Source organism: Abyssibacter profundi, from assembly GCF_003151135.1.
Taxonomy (GTDB): domain Bacteria; phylum Pseudomonadota; class Gammaproteobacteria; order Nevskiales; family OUC007; genus Abyssibacter; species Abyssibacter profundi.
Genome location: NZ_QEQK01000011.1, coordinates 96,457 through 113,480 on the forward strand (window position 1 = coordinate 96,457; position 17,024 = coordinate 113,480).

A 17,024-nucleotide genomic window follows, 5' to 3' on the forward strand; every position below is an offset into this window, starting at 1 on the left:
AAGCACGCTTGCAGAAACACGCGCCTCCGGGCACTTGATCCTTTCGTTATGGGCGACTGGGGACAGACAGGGCCGCGTGACTGGTACATTGATGCGATTCATTGCGGGGATCGCTTCGCTGAGATGGCGACACGCAACTTTTGGGCTGAGAAGGCCTGGCCCGCGATTCACGCTGACGCTGATCTATGGCCTGCCGAGCTTCCTGGCTGCGACTGGTTGGAGCCTGATTCGCTTTTTCGCTGCTATCGACTACGTGAATGGGGTGAGGGCTTGCCGACAGGCTTTCGTGAGCGTTTCGTTCGTAGGTGGAGACGGGTGTTCAGGGTTTAGTGATGTCACTCTCTACGGCGGACGTCTGCAAATCTGTAATGGGATCTTTGGCATGACCGGCGTGGTTGAATGCGCGCCGGATGACTACACGGTTGAACCCGAAGCCGCCACGGTGGTTTCGTGTCTGAGATCATCAGGCGTAGCTGTGCTCAGGCGGCCTGATGCCATAGGAGATTGTGCGGCACGGTTCGACGCGCTGATTCAACGCCTGGTCGCACGGGCAGGGTCGCTCGGGCCGCATCAACTTCAGTACCACCCGCATCCCGCCAACCCGACTGGGCAGGTGTTGCGGGTGCATGACCTGGGTCTGCTAGAAGACGAGCAGGTCTATAACCAGTTGGCGTCACAAATCGAATTGTTCTCCGAAGTGTGCCGGCTTTACCTAGGGGAGCCCGTTAGGTGCCCCTCATCTGTTTTCCTGACCTCAGACGAGGCTTCTCCAGATGTCCTGCTCCCGTGGCATTTTGATCGGCAGCACAGTCTCAAACTCTACGTTCTTGCGTCTGCAGTCGGGGAGGGTGATGGCGGGCTGTTGGTGTCGCCTGGCACCCATCTCTGGGGGCGTGCGTTGGCGGACCGTCATGTCCTGTTAGGGGGGCAGCTCGGTGCGCTAAGCAACGATGTGCCGCCTGCGTTAGTGCAACAACAGTACAAATTTACCGGAATGCCCGGTGACATGATCATTTTTGATTCCGACTGCTTTCACATGGCGCAGCAGGTCCGGCCTGGCCAGGTTCGACGCGTTGTTCGTCTCCATGCACATCGTCTTCCCGTTCACAAATACGCTGATGCGGTTAGCGGCGCCGGCATGGTCGCGGGATTTCTGCTCCGGCTGCTGCGTCCATGGCTTCGTAAGCGAGTGCGACAGTTGGGTCCGGCGGCGCAGCCCGCATTCGTCAGGACTCGGCCGGCCAACCGGCGAACCGCCACTCTCCACAGCGGCGGGGCGAAGTGACATGAGGTCTGCGTCTGCATGCTCAGGATTCCCGGCAAAATTGGGTGTGTGCATGTGAAACAGGTGGTTCTCTTGCTCCTAATTGCTGGGCTGGGCAAGGGGCTGTCAGTTATTTCAATCCCGTTGTTCGCGTTAGTGCTGTCAGCATCGGAGATGGGGGCGGCCACCGTATTCATCTCAGCGCTGCTTGTGATTGCCGGTTCGATTGGGTTTGGTGCCAACACTCTGGTCATGCGCGAACGAGCTCACCTCTCGGCGATAGCCTATGCGGCGTTTTTGGCTCATGTTGCAAGTTTCGTGATGCTGGTGTGGATTGGGGTCGGGTCGGTTCTTCAGGTCTTGCTCCCTGGATTTCTTTTGCAGTTTGGCTTTTCACTGCAGGCATCGGTGTTCGTCCTGGTCGGGGCGCTTTTTTCGGCTTTAGTGGAGCTCGCGCAGAAAGCATCTCTGGCGCGTGAAGAGATTCGAAGGTTCGGTTTGGTGGAGGTCGCTCGCAGCGTCCTGCTTCTTGTTGCTGCGTTCGCATTGATTGGACTTGGTGTCGAGCCGTTAGTTGGGCGAACCGTTGGCTATGTTCTGGCGCTGGGTATCACGGCGGTTATTGCACTGCGCCATCTCGGGGCCAGGTGGCCTCGACGGGGGCAATGGAGCGCCACGACATTCCGGCGGATCATTTCCTTCTCCTTGCGCAGCACCCCGCAGGTGGTTGCCCAGTGGATTCGCTTGGGTCTTGACCGAATCCTACTGGCCTATGTCATTGGTGTAACAGAACTGGGCGTCTACACGGTGGCGTTCGCACTGTCTTCTGGCGTTCTTGTCGTTACAACCGCGCTGAACAATCACTTTACGCCCAAGTCCCTCGGGCTCTATCAGAGTGGGAACTGCACTAAGGTGCGCGACCTAAGACGTTGGCTACTGCTGGCGGCGATTGCCGCAGCGACTCTGACCTACGTAGCAGGCACGCTGATTTATCGGTACCTGACCGGGGCAGAGTACGGTGGGGGTATGGTCTATTTGCCGATTCTGCTGGTTTCACACTGGCTCCACTTCGCTTATCTCTTGCACGCGAAATACTTCGTGCACGCAGATCGTGTTGGGCGACTTGGTATGCTGAATCTGTTGAGCGTGGGCACTTATGTGGTGCTTCTCTTGCTACTGCCGGATCGGGTCGAAGCGGGTGCGGCCTGGGCGCATGCAGGCGGTAGCCTCTGTCTATGCATACCGGTGCTGATCGCCTGCAATCGAGGCGAAGCGCGGATGCGACAGCGTATTCTCGGCTAGTGATTAATGCTCAGTATTTCCATCGCTACCTTGCCGAGTGCCCCGAATCGACGTTCGTTCATCGCAGCGCAGATGATTCGGTACTCGACCCCAGCTGTGGCTACAAATTCCTGGAATGCACGGTACTCTTCGCTCGTGAATCCGGGGTAATTGCAATATTCGTCGAATAGCAGAATGCTTCCCGGCCGCAGGCGCGGTTCGATCAGTTCTAATATCTGTCGTGCTGATTCGTAAATGTCGGTGTCGATATGCGCGAAACGCACTGGCTCATCCGGCACAGTTTTGAGCATGGCGGGCAAAGTCTCCTCAATCCAGCCGGCATGGAGCGTGACGTTTGCTTGCGTTGGCGGTAGCCGGCCGCCCAGATCAAAACGACCTTTTGAGAAATACCGTGCCCAGAAGCCATTTCCGCTAGGCAGGCCCTCGAAACTGTCAAAGCCGTGAAAGGTCTGGCTCGGAAGCTGCTCAGCAAAAAAGTTGATGGACCGCCCCCGGAATACTCCGAATTCAAGGTTCAGTCCGTCGGCCGGATTGGAGCGAAGACGTTCAGCACAGTGTCGTCGTGCCAGCCATTGGTCTTCGAAGACTACGGCGCCGTCGCGCACACATCGCTGTGCAATGTCTTCGCTGATTCTGCGTTCGACGAGGGTAATGAGCGCGGTATCAGCACTCGTTACTTCGCGCCGAATCAGCTGGCTCAGCCGGCGTAGCGTGCGAACCAATGCCTTCATGTCTGATTTATCCGCAGTCGCCGTCGCTGCGTTTGGACGACAGGTAAGTCAATGTGGTGATCTGCTCGGAGACAAGCCCGATCAGGAAAATCACCACGGATGTAGTCAGGAGCAGGGCGCCAAAATTTGTAAAACGGCCGTCCGTCAGGAAGGTGTAAAAATAATATGAGACACCACCGGCGAAGAACGACATGGCTGCTGGAAAGAAAACTTTGAGCGGTGAGTAGAGTACGGCGATACGGAAGATAATCAGAAGAAAACGCCCCCCGTCCTTCCAGATATTGATGTGGCTGCCGCTCTCATCTCGGCGACGCGCGACATCAATTTCATTGAACGCCACGCTATAGCCGCTGCGATAAAACGCCATGGTTGAAGTGGTTGGATAAGAAAACCCGTTGGGCAACAGCGCCAAAACTTCCAGAAACATCTGACGTTTCACCAGTCGAAATCCCGAGGTGAGGTCGAGTACTGGCTGTCCCACAATCCAGGAGGCGAGGCGGTTGTACACGGCGTTGCCCAGATGGCGCATCCCGCTTGCCTGACCGCTACGGCGTCGAGCACCTACAACAAGGTCGTAGCCTTCATTGACCCGGTCCAAAAGCGCGCTCAGGGCTTGAGGGTCATGTTGGCCGTCGCCATCCAGCATGGCGAGCAGATTGCTTTTCGCATGCCGGGCGCCCGATTTGATCGCGGCACCGTTGCCCTTGGAATAGGCGTGGCTCACGACAGTGGCACCTGCTTCATCGGCAAGTGCCGCCGTCTGGTCCGTGGAGCCGTCGTCCACGACGATCACCTCTGCGACGCCCAACGCGAGAGCTGCTTTGACCACAGCCCCGATGGTTGCGGCTTCATTCTTGGCGGGGATGATGCAACTGATGTCGCTAGTAGACCACTTTTCGGTTGTCGGGCGCTCTCTTTCACTCACTGGGTTGGCTCTCTGGTGCTACGGCGTCTGGATTCGCTGTCTTAAATTGTGCATTTACGTTCTCGAGTAGTGCTCTTTTCTCGGCAAACGTTCTGGAGAGGTTGGGCCGCAGTGGATTTCGGTGCTTGAGCTCAAGCTCCTCCGTGCGCTCAAGCCATGCGAGCGCGGATGGAATGTGTCCGACTGTGAGCCAGAATTCAGTTAGGGCAAATGCTGTACCTGCCGATGGGTGGAGTTCGTAGGCCCGGTGCAGGTTGTCCCGGGCGCGTTCCAGCTCACCACTCCTCAACAATTCTCGTGCATTGAGTCTCAGCAGCTTGGCATTTCGCTTGCCGGGACTGGACAGGCGCGGTGTCATGCTCGGGCTGGCTTCCAGGAGATCGTACAAGCCGGGCAGCAGCTCAGGGCAGGGTATGGACCGAATGGATGCTATCAGCTGGGTCGCTGTCGGCCCGACACCGTCAGTTAGTGCCAGGTTCTCAGGGGATAAGGCAAGCGTCCCTAGATCGTATCGATGGGGCAGTCCAGCCTTGCACGTGATATCCACCGACATCATTGCGAGACTCACATCGCGGGGGGGTGGCGTGTCGAACTCGCTATCCAGTATGTCCAGTGCTTGTTCGCGCTGGAAGAAGTGTTCCATCCAACGAACGAGGCTACGTGTCGCGCGTGGAGAATCCGGGTGCTCCGTAGCCATGAGCAGCACCAATTCATCAGCCTTGCCCCAAGGCTTGGCCAGCAGATAGAGCTGGGCGCCTGCGAACAGGGATAGACCGGACAATGCGGCTGCGGATAGGGCGCGCGGGTGGTCTGTTCCCTTGGTGATTAATGCGTCGATGCCGAATACCGCAGCTGCCAACGGTCCGAGCATGGGCAGATAATTTCGATGATCGAAGTACAGTTCCAGGGGGATCGTTGTTGATTCGAGCAAGTGCCCGCCGAAGAACCAGAGCGCCGCGAACAGGATGATCGGTTGCTGCGCTCTAATCCGCCAGGCCACACCGATCAACAGGGTCCAAGTGATCAGGCTAAACGTCACAGCTGGGTCTAGCAGGGACGTCCGGATAACTTGGTCATCCTGGAAGACGCCTATTCCGAAGGTTCTAAACGACAGGATCCGATAAAGGTACTCAAGCAGAATCACCGGTTGCGTTAGCAGTCGTTCCTGGAGGCTGAACGCTCGGTGCTTGTAGCCATCCACCCAGTTCGGCAGATAAGCCACATACAAGACCAGCAGGGCCGCCGGCAGAAAGATGAACAACCATCGCCATGCCCTGAAGCTGGTCGAGCCTCGTTTGGCACCGGAGAACAGCGTCAGCTCAAGAACGGCCAGCAAAACGACTAACAGAATCCCATTTTCTTTGCTGAACGTGGCCAGCAGTACGAATGCGCCGGTCGAGAACGCAAGTAGGGCTGTGCGCTTCCAAGAGGAATGCGCGCTCGCGGGTCGGAGGTAAAGATAGGCCAGCAGACCGCAGAGCGTGAATAGGGCGGACAGCTGGGTCATCCGCTGGATGACATACATCGTAGTAGAGAGGTTGAACGGGTGCAGCAGCCAGATTGACGCCAGAGAGAGCGCGAGCCAGGCCGCACGCGATTCCGATCGGCCGAAGTGTTCGAAAATTCTTCGAAAAACAGCAAAGACGAGCACCCCGCAAAGCAAATGGAGCATTAGATTGGTCCATTTAAACTGGGTCGCGGTGCTGGGCCACGCGTTGTCATCGACGAGCAGGCTGGCCCTTGCGATGGGTCGGTTGGTGGCACCCGCAACGGGTACGAAGAGGTGTTCTCTAAGGTCTTCAGCGGTTTCTATGCCACCTTGCATCGTCCCGATGTTGTGGAAGTCATCGAGAAGGAAGGGGCCTGGCAATGCAGGTGAGTAGGCAGCTGTGGTCGCGACCAGAATCGCGAGCAGTAGTCCGCTCAGCAGTGCCTGAGTTGCGTGCTTACTGTTCAAGTTCATTGAGGCCTGAATAAAAAAACCCTCGGCAGCTGACGCCGCCGAGGGTTTGCAGTTAGCTGAGTAACTTAGCTACGGCAGTTGGCAGGGCGGTACTTCTGGTCAAGCGTTCCGCCGGTGCAGTCCATGGTCAGGCCGTTGGATGTGCCTGAATACTGCATGATCAGCGTGTCGCCGTTCGCATCGCCACCCAGGTTGGCCAGCGTATACGTCATCGTGGCGCCGGTACCGTTCGTTGCGAACGCAATCGCCGATACGTAGTCACTCTGGGCCGTGCTGGTGTTGACGCCAGCGATGGTGGTGCTGGACGGCATGTTGCCCGTTGAGATGAAGTACTCGCCGATATTGGTCTTTGCGTTGCCCGCCAAGCCCATGACCTCGCTCACTTTCGCGCGGATGGTGTAGTCCTGGTAGGCCGGAATGGCGATGGCGGCGAGGATGCCGATGATCGCCACGACGATCATCAGTTCGATCAGCGTGAAGCCTTGCTGTTTCTTCTGCATTGGTGATTTCTCCCAAGGAAAGTATTGATGCACAGCGGCATCAAGCCGCCTATCTCCGTGCACGCAGGGACGGTGCCATGCTGGGGGGAGGGGCGACGGTCATAAAATCAAAGAGTTAGAGGCATGCCCTCCGTCGCAGTCCTGCGCGATGCGTCAGCGACTGACAATTTCTGTCAGCAATCGATCGTCTGTGTGCCATCCGGTGTCGCCACCAAAATCCGGTGCGCAGGTGTCAGTGCAAAGGTGCCGCAGGTGACGACGCCAGGTTCAGCCGTCAGGGTTTGTTCGAAGGCGACCGGGTCTTTGATGGTGAGGCCTTGGGTGTCGATGATCCGGTTGCCGTTGTCGGTCAGGAAATCTTTGCGGGTTGTGGGGCGGCCGCCGCGCTTGCGCAGCGAGCGCGTGATCAGTGCTTCAGCCATGGGAATGATTTCAACGGGTAGGGGGAAGGCACCGAGCCGGTCGACCAGCTTGGATTGGTCCACGATGCAGACGAACCGGTCACTGGCTGACGCGATGATCTTCTCCCGGGTCAGCGCCCCACCGCCGCCTTTGGTCATACAGCCCTGGGGTGTGACTTCGTCTGCGCCGTCGATGTAGACCGGGATGTGCTCTACGGCGTTGAGTTCGAGTACGGGGATGCCGATGGCATTGAGCCGTTCGGTGCTGGCTTCGGAGGATGAGACCGCGCCGGGGATGTCGTCACGGCGTTCGGCGAGCAATTCGATGAGAAAGTTCACAGTCGAGCCGGTGCCCACGCCCAGGATGGCGCCGGGCACGATTTCATCCAGGGCGGCGCGCGCGACGGCGCGTTTCATGTCGTCTTGATTCATGTCGAACTCGGTTGTGGACGGGGGCCAAACAGGGCGGTGCCGATGCGGACCATGGTGGCGCCAGCCGCGATGGCGGTTTCGAGGTCCGCGCTCATGCCTAGCGATAGTGTATCGACCCCGGGAGTCAACGCACGCAGCTGGTTCATCAGTGCTGCCATCGCCGGATACGCATCGCTGTCTCCGGGTGCGGGTATGGCCATTAGGCCGCGTAATCGCAATCCGGGCTTGTCCAGCACTTGCGTTGCAAACGCGCTAACACGGTCTGGCCTGAGGCCTGATTTGCTGTCTTCTTGACTGATATTGACCTGCAGCAGAACGTTCAGAGCGGGTCGACCGGCCGGCCGTTGATCACTGAGGCGCTGGGCGATTTTTTCGCGGTCCAGGCTCTGAACCCAGTCGAAGTGCTGGGCGATGGCGGCGGTTTTGTTGGACTGGATGGGGCCGATGAAATGCCAGGCGACCCGATGAGCCGGATCGACTGGCAGGTGCGCCGCCGCATCCTGCCAGTAGTTTTCGCCGACATGGGCCAGCCCGGCATCGATGAGCTGGCGCAGGCCTTCGATCGGCTGGGCCTTGGCTGCACCGACCAGCGTCACGCTGCCGGGATCTCGGCCGGCGGCGTGCTCGGCCTTCGCGACTCTTTCACATATCTGTCGATACGCTGCGAGCACATCAAATGACTTGGTTGCCGGGGTCATGCGATGTCGATACTTTGAGTCCAATTCATTCTGACATCAGGCGCGGGGAGCACCGATGGATATTGCGCAGCTACTGGCTTTTGGGGTCAAGCAGGGATCGTCCGATCTGCACTTGTCTGCGGGCATGGAGCCCATGATTCGCGTGGATGGTGACGTTAAACGGATCAATCTGCCAGCGCTCGAGCATAAGCAAGTGCACGAGATGATCTACGACATCATGAACGACAAGCAGCGCAAGGATTACGACGAGCTGCTGGAGACCGACTTTTCTTTCGAAATCCCCGACCTGGCGCGTTTTCGTGTCAACGCATTCAATACGCATCGCGGTGCAGCCGCGGTGTTTCGCACCATCCCGTCTGACATCCTGTCGCTGGAAGACCTCAACGCGCCGGGCATTTTCAAGGATATCGCCGACCAACCGCGTGGTGTGGTGCTGGTGACGGGGCCCACGGGGTCCGGCAAGTCCACGACGTTGGCCGCGATGGTCAATCACAAGAACGAGAGCGAGTACGGTCACATCCTCACGATTGAAGACCCCATCGAATTCGTCCACAAGCCGAAAAAATGCCTGATCAACCAGCGTGAGGTACATCGCGACACCCTGGGCTTCAACGAGGCATTGCGCTCGGCGCTGCGCGAAGATCCGGATGTCATCCTCGTGGGCGAAATGCGTGACCTGGAAACCATCCGGCTGGCCTTGTCTGCGGCGGAGACGGGCCACTTGGTGTTCGGCACCCTGCATACCAGTTCGGCGGCCAAGACCATCGACCGTGTGGTTGATGTGTTTCCGGCGGCAGAAAAAGACATGATCCGGGCCATGCTGTCCGAGTCCCTCAAGGCTGTGATTTCGCAGACACTACTGAAGAAGCAGGGTGGGGGGCGTGTGGCGGCCCACGAGATCATGATCGGCAACCCGGCCATCCGAAACCTCATCCGCGAGAACAAGGTCGCGCAGATGTATTCGGCGATTCAGACGGGCGCTCGCGACGGCATGATTACCCTGGACCAGTCGCTCAAGATTCTGGTGCGTGAGGGCAAGGTGTCCAAGCAGGAAGCCCGCCGCCGCGCCGTGAAAAAAGAAGATTTCATGTAATCGACGGGCGCTGCCCTTCAAACCACCGGAGCCACCGATGGAACGCGATCAAGCCGCGAAACTGATGCAGGAACTGCTGCGCCTGATGAAGCAAAAAGGGGCATCGGATCTGTTCATCACCGCCGGTTTCCCACCTGCGATGAAGGTCGATGGACAGATGACGCCGGTGATGGACAAGCCGTTGTCTCCCGAGAATTCAGCGATGATCGTCCGCGCGATCATGAACGACCGCCAGGTCAAGGATTTCGAGGAGACCAACGAATGCAATTTCGCCATCTCGCCGCCTCAGATCGGTCGATTCCGCGTCAACGCCTTCGTGCAGCAGGGCCGTGCAGGTGCGGTGCTGCGAACCATCGAAACCGAGATCCCCGATTTCGACAAACTGAACCTGCCCGAGGTGCTCAAGGATGTGGTCATGTCCAAACGCGGGCTGGTGCTGATGGTCGGGGGGACCGGTAGCGGTAAGTCGACATCACTGGCCGCGATGCTGGGTCTGCGCAACAAGGAAACCAAGGGCCACATCATCACCATTGAAGACCCGGTGGAGTACGTTCACCCCCACCTGGGCTGCATCATTACCCAGCGTGAGGTCGGAGTGGACACCGACAGCTGGGAAGCCGCGCTTAAGAACACGCTGCGTCAGGCGCCTGACGTGATTCTGATCGGTGAGATTCGCGCCAAGGAGACGATGGAATACGCCATCAACTTTGCCGAAACCGGTCACCTTTGCATGTCCACACTGCATGCCAACTCGTCCAACCAGGCACTGGATCGCATCATCAACTTCTTCCCGGATGAAAAGCGCGAGCAGTTGCTCATGGATTTATCGCTGAATCTGCGCGGCATCATCAGTCAGCGCCTGGTGCGCCGCGAAGGCGGTGGGCGAGCCGCTGCCATGGAGATCATGCTCAACACGCCACTGATTTCCGATCTCGTCTTCAAGGGCGAAGTCCACAAGATCAAGGAAGTCATGGCCAAGAGTCGGGAACAGGGCATGCAAACCTTCGACCAGCATTTGTTCGATCTCTACGAGGCCGGCACCATCAGCCTGGAAGAGGCCCTGCGTAACGCCGACTCCAAGAACGAGCTGCGGCTGCGCGTCAAGCTTGAAAGCAAGCGGGCTGAAAAGAACCTGGACGATGGCTTGTCGGGCATCTCGATGATGGATGACGATGACGCCTTGATCGCCAGCCAGAAATCGGGTGGGCAGTAATGTCAGAGGCCTCACAACTGCCGGGCATCGTCCCGTACCTCAAGCTCGCTGTAGAAAAGCAGGCGTCTGATCTGTTCTTCACCACCGGCTCGCCGGTGATGATCAAGATCAATGGCGAGATGCACGCAGTGGGCAAGACCGAAATGACCTCCGGTCAGATCCGCGAGCTGGCCAACGGCATCCTCACGCCCGAACAGCGCGAGGAATTCGCCGAGGAACTGGAGCTGGATTTCGCCACGCAGGCCGGCGGGTTGGGACGCTTCCGCGTCAATCTATTCCATCAGCGCGGTCGGCCGGCCATGGTGCTGCGCTACGTTCGCAATACCGTGCCCACACTGGACGAACTGGGCCTGCCCGAAACGCTTAAGGACCTTATTCTCGAAAAGCGCGGCATGCTGCTCATGGTCGGGGCCACCGGCTCCGGCAAGTCAACGACGCTGGCAGCGATGATCAATCACCGCAACGAGAATGCCTCGGGCCACATTCTCACGGTGGAGGACCCGATCGAATTCCTGCATCCGAACAAGCGTTCGATCATCAATCAGCGCGAGTTGGGGCAAGACACCAAGAGTTACGACCGGGCGCTGCACAGTGCCCTGCGCGAGGCGCCGGATGTCATTCTGATCGGTGAGATTCGTTCCCGCGAGACCATGGAATCCTGCGTGCAGTTGGCCGGTACCGGCCACCTGGCCATCTCAACACTGCACGCCAATAACGCCTACCAGACGCTGCAGCGCATCATCAACATGTACCCCGATTACCTGCGCGGGCAGTTGTACATGGATTTGGCGCTGAATCTGCGCGCGGTGATTTCCCAACGCCTGGTACGGCGTAAGGCCGGGGGACGGGTGGCTGCGCTGGAGGTCATGGTCGTGACGCCTTACATCGCCGATCTGATTCTCCGTGGTGAAGTCGATGGCGTACGCGAGGCCATGGCCGAGTCGTCGGATTCGCGCATGCAGACCTTCGACGACGCGCTGTATGCGCTATACCAGGCTGACGAAATCTCGATGGAGGAAGCCCTGTCCAACGCGGATTCACGGGCCAATCTCGAAACACGAATCAACTTCGGCAGCTAACCCCAACCGGCAGCCCAAACGAACATCGCCCCGCGGCAGGGCGGGGCGATGTTGAGTCTTTGGCGGTGCGATGGACCCGCGGTCAGGCGGCGTCGCGTTCCTCGTCAGTCGGTGTTGGATCGACGACCGTGTCATCGAAGTCCAGGTCTTCGGCGTCTGCAGTCTCGGCCGAAGGTAGCTTAAAGCCGGCGACAGACTCACGCAGTTTGACGGACAGGGCATTCAGGTTGGACACGGCTGATGCCGTCGTGTCCGAGGCCACCTGCGTCTGTCCTGCAATGTCCTGAATAACCTGGATGCGGCCGGCCAGGTCGGTGGCGGACTCGGTCTGTGTGCGGGCGTCGTTGGAGATGTCCGAGATCAGGCGCGACAGGTCGGTCGAGGATGCCTCGATGCGGTCCAGCGCCTCACCGGCGGCCTCGGACAGCTGGGCATTGCTCACCACGTTGGTGGTGCTGCGCTCCATCGACACGATGGCTTCGTTGGTGTCGGCCTGAATCGTCTTGACCAGGGTTTCGATCTGCCGGGTTGCGTTACCAGCACGCTCGGCCAGCCGCTGCACTTCCTCTGCCACCACCGCGAACCCGCGACCCGCCTCGCCGGCCATGGCCGCCTGGATCGACGCGTTGAGCGCCAGGGTGTTGGTTTGTTCGGCGATGTCATTAATGAACTCGATGATGTTGCCGATTTCCTGCGACGATTCACCCAGGCGCTTGATGCGTTTTGCAGTTTCCTGAATCTGGTCTCGCAGGGCGGTCATCCCGTCCACGGTTCGACGGACCGTCTCGGAACCGGTGTGCGCGGTTTCAACCGAGGCTTGGGCGTCCTGGGCGAGTTCATCAGCGCGATGCGACACCTGCTGCATGGACTGCGACATGGCGCCAATGGCTTGCGAGACGCTGTTGATCTCATCGGCCTGGCGACGTGATGCCGCGTTGAGCTGCTGCGTCACTGCTTCCGTGCCGGAGGCTGACTGTGTGATCTCATCCGAGGTGGCGGTAATCGTACCCACCAGGCTACGCAGCGTATCGATGGTGTAGTTGATCGAGTCGGCGATCGCGCCAGTGAAATCCTCGGTCACCGTGACATCTACGGTCAGGTCACCATCGGCCAGCGTGGTGATCTCGTCCAGCAGACGCAAAATGGCTTCCTGCTGCGCGGCATCCGCTTCTTCCAGCTCGCGGGCACGGGCACGGGCCTGGCGCAGCAGCACGGTCACGAAGATGACCAGCAGAATCACGGTAATGCCACCGAGCACGTAGCCGTGCAGCGCCTCGAGCTGACGACCATCCCGGTAGTCGAGGAAGGACTGCTGAACGTTGTTTTCGGCCGTGAACTTCACGTTGTTGCGCAGGCGGGAGATCTCGGCCGCAGCGCTCTGCACCACGGCCAGTTCCGTGGCTTCTTCGGTGATCGTGGTCACGCTCTCGCGGATTTGCTGCATGCCCGCCAGCGCATCCGCCACAGCGGCATCGACGGTTTCGATCCGGGCTGGCTGGAAGCCCAGGCCTTCTCCGCTGAGGAGCTGCCGCAGCTGTGCGCTCAGGGCGTCCACGTTCGCGGCCAGCTCGGTCGCCAGCGTGTCGGCATCATAGCCCTGCTGGCTGACCGCAGCGGCCTGCACCGGCAGTTGGTTGACCTGGACGAGCAAGTCCGCGGTCAGCGTGATCTGTTCTGCCGGCGCACTTCTCGTGGCCAGGGTGCTGATGGCGGATTCGAGGGGAGCGGTGACCTCGGGGGCCAGATTCTCGATGGCAGCGGCTTCCTGCTGTATCAGCACATAAGCGGCGCGTCGATCCAGAATCTCGTCGATGGCGTCCGACATCGGCTGGAACTCGGCCTCCAGGGCGTCGATGTTCTCCTGCAACGGCGCCGGAGCCGGGGGCAGGTTGATGAACTCATCGCCCTCGCGCATGGCGTAAATGTTGTCTTCGAAGGTCAGACGCAGGCCTTCCATGTTGCGCGTGTCTGGTGGCAGTCCACGCGTAATATCGTCAGCCAGCCGTGCGATGTTCTCGGCCACTGAACTCGAGTCGACGGACAGGGCGATGTAGTCGCGATCCCACTGCGCGACCTGGTCCACGCGGTAAAGAATGAACAGCGCGGCGGCGATGGATGTCATCGCCAGCAGTAGCAGCAGAATTGCTAGTCGGGTTCCCCGAACCCGCTTGGCTCCCTCAGCCATGATGTCTCTCCCGTAGCGGCGTTCAGGCGCTGATGACGCCGTTCACCTTGGTTATCAGTTCCGATTCTTTGACCGGCTTGACGATGTATTCGCGGGCGCCCTGGCGCATGGCCCACAGCTTGTCCGTCTCCTGGGACTTGCTGCTAATCACCACGATCGGAATATTCGACGTCTCGGCACCGCGAGACAGGGTGCGTGTGGCCTGGAAGCCATTCATGCCCGGCATGACCACATCCATGACGATGACATCCGGCTTTTCGACGCCGGCCTTTTCAATGGCAGATTCGCCAGTCAATGCTTCGACGACCTCAAAGCCGTTCTTTTCCAGCATTTTGCGAAGGTTCGCAATGTCAGTCGGCGAGTCGTCAACCAAAAGTACGCGCGGCATGGTTCCCCCACTTGTCGTATGCAGTGTTAATGGCTTGGTGGCCCAAGCATCTGGTGTCTTCAGCCGGCGCATGCGATCTGGCGAACGCGCGAATTCCGGTCAGAGACGCTAGTTCAAATCGAACGATTCGATTCCCCGCAGTCATCATACAAGAACATGACGGGCAATTCGGTTTCTCAGACGAGCGCAACGGGCTGACCGTCGCGCCAGACCTCGGCCACCGTCCATTGCAGCTCCAGGCCTTGCATCGGCGTTCCGTATCCGGCGCTGCGCATGGCTTTGGGGTCGACCTGGTGATCCAGCGGCTTGAGTAGAACGCCATGGGCTGGCGACCCCGGCGCGGTCGCCACAGGTTCGAGCCCGAGGATGCGGGAGGGGGCATCGACCAGCAGCTCGACGACTCGGCGCAGTCCCCAACTGTTCTGCTGAGCCAGTGTGGCCATTGCCGGAACGAGTTGCTCAATTGTGGAGCCACCCGGCGCCGTCAGTGGATACGGGTCCGTCTTGGCGTTTTCGTCTTGTGGTGCATGGTCTGAGCACACGGCGTCCACGGTGCCGTCGCCCACCGCGGCGATGAGCGCCTGGCGGTCGACGTCGGTTCGCAGCGGGGGATCCAGCCGGTAGGCGGGGTCCAGTCCATCCAGGACCTGATCGGTTAGGAAGAGGTGGTGGGCGGCCACGTCGCAGGTCACCAACACGCCATCGTGTTTGGCCGCGCGGATCAGGGACAATGCACGGGCTGTGGTTAATCGGCCCAGGTGAAGCCGGCAGCCTGTGTCACGCGCCAATTCCAGCGCGATCGCCGTGCCGATGGCCTCTGCACTTGCGGGGATGCCGGTGAGCCCCGCGCGCATGGCCGGGCGTCCTGCATGGGCGACACCTTGGCCCGCCAGACTGGCCTCGACGGGGTCCAGATGCACCGTGCAGCCGATGCCGGCGGCATATTGCAGGGCCTGTCGCAGCAGCATGACATCCGGCAGTCGCCGGGGCTGGGCGACGCCGACGCAGCCGGCGGCGAGTAAGGCCTCCAGATCGGAGAGCGCCTGTCCGGCAAGACCTTCTGTCAATGCGCCAAGCAGGTGTACCGACGCCTCCGCATCGCGGGCGCGATCGCCGATCCAGTCGACGACCGCCGGTTGGTCCACCACCGGTTGACTATCCGGCGGCACGCACAGGCTGCCGACACCCGCGCGGACCGCAGCAGTGGTTTCGCTGCTCAGGGTGGCTTTGTGTGTGGCGCCCGGCTCGCGGACACGCGCGCACAAATCCACGGCCAGTGGTAGCCACCAGCCGCCGTCGGTATCGATGATTTCCGCGCCTGCGGCGTCGGCCGGGGGCGCGGCGAACTGACCGTCGATGATCCACAGTTCCGAGGCCGGGTCATCGTGGCGCGTCAGGTTTTGCAGGCAGCGGATAACGCTCATGACTGGTGGGCCCCGATGATCATGGCCATGACCGCCATACGAATGGCCACGCCGTGACTGACCTGCTCCAGAATGACGGACTGCTTGCCATAGGCCACAGGCGCCGCAATCTCAACGCCGCGGTTGATGGGGCCTGGGTGCATGAGCAGGGCGTCTGGCTTGGCGTAGCCGAGCGTGTGTTCATTGAGTCCAAAGCCGCGATGAAAGGCCGAGCCTGCTGGTAGATAGTGGCCTGACATGCGCTCGCGCTGCAGCCGCAGCAGCATGACGACATCGGCATCGGCCAGGCCGCTGCGCAGGTCGTGATGAACCGACACGCCCAGGGCATCCAGCTCCGGAGGCACCAAGGTCTTGGGGCCGACCACCCGAATGTCCTGAGTGCCCAGTGCCTGGAGGGCGTGAATGTCCGACCGGGCCACGCGTGAATGCAGCACGTCGCCGACAATGGCCACGCTGAGGCCGGCAACATCCGGCTTGTGGCGGCGGATGGTGAAGACATCCAGCAGACCCTGAGTCGGGTGCGCATGGCGACCATCGCCGCCGTTGAGTATGGCCACGCCGGGTGCGGCATGACGGGCAAAGAACTCGGCCGCTCCGCTTTCGCCATGCCGAATCACGAACATGTCCACATGCATGGATTCCAGCGTCTTAAGCGTGTCGAGCAGGGTTTCGCCCTTGGTCGTGGACGAGCTGCGGCCCTCGATGTTCAACACGTCTGCGGACAATCGATGCGCCGCAAGTTCGAAGGCGCTACGCGTCCGGGTGCTCGCCTCGAAGAACAGATTGACCACTGTGCGGCCACGCAGCAATGGCACTTTCTTGACGTCGTTCCGAGTCACTGGAACAAACGATTCGGCGGTGTCGAGGATCTCGGTGGTCAGGGCCCGGCCCAATCCTTCGGTGGTCAGCAGATGCCGGAGCCGACCGTCATCGGTGAGCTGAATGCGGGCGGCGCCGCTCATGCCGTGACCTCGATGCGCAGGGCCAGCGGGTCGGGGCCGGTCAGCCGCAGGTGGCCGCCTGCGGGCAAGGCGTCGAACACATGCCCGACGACATCGGGTGCGATGGGCAGTTCACGGCCCGGGCGGGTGGCCAGCACGGCCAGGAGGATGCGGTCAGGTCGACCGTAGTCGAAGAGTTCGTTCATGGCTGCGCGGATGGTCCGGCCGGTGTGGAGCACGTCATCAACCAGCAGAACCACCCGGTTGTCGACCGACACAGGCAGATCGGAGGGGCGAATCTGTGGATGCAGGCCGATACGGCTGAAATCGTCTCGATAAAAGCTGATGTTGATGGTCCCTAAGGGGCCGTCCAGTGCCAGTCGGCTCGCCAGTGCGTCGGCGACCCAGACGCCGCCGGTGTGAATTCCGATGACCACCGGGTCCAGGGCGGCGATGTCTATCGCATGGAGCGCGTCGGCCATCCG

16 protein-coding genes are annotated in these 17,024 nt (G+C 60.2%); 5 read left to right on the forward strand and 11 right to left on the reverse strand.

The genetic code is table 11. The features are described from left to right. Positions 1-76 precede the first annotated feature (76 nt). Both DEH80_RS12860 and DEH80_RS12865 read left to right on the forward strand, forming a co-directional pair. On the forward strand, positions 77-1,285 hold the full coding sequence (locus DEH80_RS12860) for a phytanoyl-CoA dioxygenase family protein (protein WP_133249232.1): 1,209 nt from the start codon (positions 77-79) through the stop codon (positions 1,283-1,285). Positions 1,286-1,303: 18 nt separating this feature from the next. Beyond that, positions 1,304-2,566, forward strand: a complete 1,263-nt coding sequence (locus tag DEH80_RS12865) for a lipopolysaccharide biosynthesis protein (protein WP_109720908.1) — start codon at positions 1,304-1,306, stop codon at positions 2,564-2,566. Here DEH80_RS12865 and DEH80_RS12870 read toward each other — a convergent pair. The 6 genes from DEH80_RS12870 to DEH80_RS12895 form a co-directional block, all read right to left on the reverse strand. Continuing rightward, positions 2,563-3,297 (reverse strand): class I SAM-dependent methyltransferase, encoded by a 735-nt coding sequence (locus DEH80_RS12870; RefSeq protein ID WP_109720909.1) that lies wholly within the window; start codon positions 3,295-3,297, stop codon positions 2,563-2,565. The two genes, DEH80_RS12865 and DEH80_RS12870, sit on opposite strands and share 4 nt — an antisense overlap. A gap of 7 nt (positions 3,298-3,304) precedes the next feature. After that, a complete protein-coding gene (locus DEH80_RS12875; protein WP_109720910.1) occupies positions 3,305-4,222 on the reverse strand; it encodes a glycosyltransferase family 2 protein in 918 nt (305 codons plus the stop codon). Then, positions 4,215-6,179 (reverse strand): hypothetical protein, encoded by a 1,965-nt coding sequence (locus DEH80_RS12880; RefSeq protein ID WP_133249233.1) that lies wholly within the window; start codon positions 6,177-6,179, stop codon positions 4,215-4,217. Before DEH80_RS12880 ends, DEH80_RS12875 begins: the two co-directional genes overlap by 8 nt. A gap of 71 nt (positions 6,180-6,250) precedes the next feature. Continuing rightward, positions 6,251-6,685 (reverse strand): pilin, encoded by a 435-nt coding sequence (locus DEH80_RS12885; protein WP_109720912.1) that lies wholly within the window; start codon positions 6,683-6,685, stop codon positions 6,251-6,253. 173 nt (positions 6,686-6,858) lie between these two features. Then, positions 6,859-7,518, reverse strand: a complete 660-nt coding sequence (gene rpiA, locus DEH80_RS12890) for a ribose-5-phosphate isomerase RpiA (protein ID WP_109720913.1) — start codon at positions 7,516-7,518, stop codon at positions 6,859-6,861. Beyond that, the gene (locus DEH80_RS12895; protein WP_109720914.1) at positions 7,515-8,216 is read right to left on the reverse strand and encodes a YggS family pyridoxal phosphate-dependent enzyme; all 702 of its coding nucleotides are present in this window, start codon (positions 8,214-8,216) and stop codon (positions 7,515-7,517) included. Before DEH80_RS12895 ends, rpiA begins: the two co-directional genes overlap by 4 nt. 55 nt (positions 8,217-8,271) lie before the next feature. On the opposite strand from DEH80_RS12895, the gene DEH80_RS12900 reads away from it, so the two are divergent. Genes DEH80_RS12900 through DEH80_RS12910 form a run of 3 tightly spaced genes read left to right on the forward strand, consistent with a single transcriptional unit; the run spans position 8,272 to position 11,601 of the window. Further along, complete coding sequence (locus tag DEH80_RS12900) at positions 8,272-9,309, forward strand: type IV pilus twitching motility protein PilT (RefSeq protein WP_109720915.1); 1,038 nt, start codon at positions 8,272-8,274, stop codon at positions 9,307-9,309. A gap of 37 nt (positions 9,310-9,346) precedes the next feature. Then, positions 9,347-10,522 carry a PilT/PilU family type 4a pilus ATPase gene (locus tag DEH80_RS12905; protein ID WP_109720916.1) on the forward strand — a complete coding sequence of 392 codons (1,176 nt, stop codon included), beginning with the start codon at positions 9,347-9,349 and terminating at the stop codon, positions 10,520-10,522. Beyond that, a complete protein-coding gene (locus DEH80_RS12910; protein WP_109720917.1) occupies positions 10,522-11,601 on the forward strand; it encodes a PilT/PilU family type 4a pilus ATPase in 1,080 nt (359 codons plus the stop codon). Before DEH80_RS12905 ends, DEH80_RS12910 begins: the two co-directional genes overlap by 1 nt. Before the next feature lie 82 nt (positions 11,602-11,683). On the opposite strand, the gene DEH80_RS12915 is transcribed toward DEH80_RS12910, so the two are convergent. The 5 genes from DEH80_RS12915 to pyrR all read right to left on the reverse strand — a co-directional run bounded on the left by DEH80_RS12915 (position 11,684) and on the right by pyrR (position 17,021). Continuing rightward, the gene (locus DEH80_RS12915) at positions 11,684-13,786 is read right to left on the reverse strand and encodes a methyl-accepting chemotaxis protein (RefSeq protein WP_109720918.1); all 2,103 of its coding nucleotides are present in this window, start codon (positions 13,784-13,786) and stop codon (positions 11,684-11,686) included. Positions 13,787-13,808: 22 nt separating this feature from the next. After that, the gene (locus DEH80_RS12920) at positions 13,809-14,174 is read right to left on the reverse strand and encodes a response regulator (RefSeq protein WP_109720919.1); all 366 of its coding nucleotides are present in this window, start codon (positions 14,172-14,174) and stop codon (positions 13,809-13,811) included. Positions 14,175-14,350: 176 nt separating this feature from the next. Further along, a complete protein-coding gene (locus tag DEH80_RS12925) occupies positions 14,351-15,598 on the reverse strand; it encodes a dihydroorotase (protein WP_109720920.1) in 1,248 nt (415 codons plus the stop codon). Further along, a complete protein-coding gene (locus DEH80_RS12930; protein WP_109720921.1) occupies positions 15,595-16,560 on the reverse strand; it encodes an aspartate carbamoyltransferase catalytic subunit in 966 nt (321 codons plus the stop codon). Before DEH80_RS12930 ends, DEH80_RS12925 begins: the two co-directional genes overlap by 4 nt. After that, positions 16,557-17,021, reverse strand: coding sequence for a bifunctional pyr operon transcriptional regulator/uracil phosphoribosyltransferase PyrR (pyrR, locus tag DEH80_RS12935; protein WP_330408668.1), 465 nt, complete (start codon positions 17,019-17,021; stop codon positions 16,557-16,559). Before pyrR ends, DEH80_RS12930 begins: the two co-directional genes overlap by 4 nt. Between the last annotated feature and the right edge of the window lie 3 nt (positions 17,022-17,024).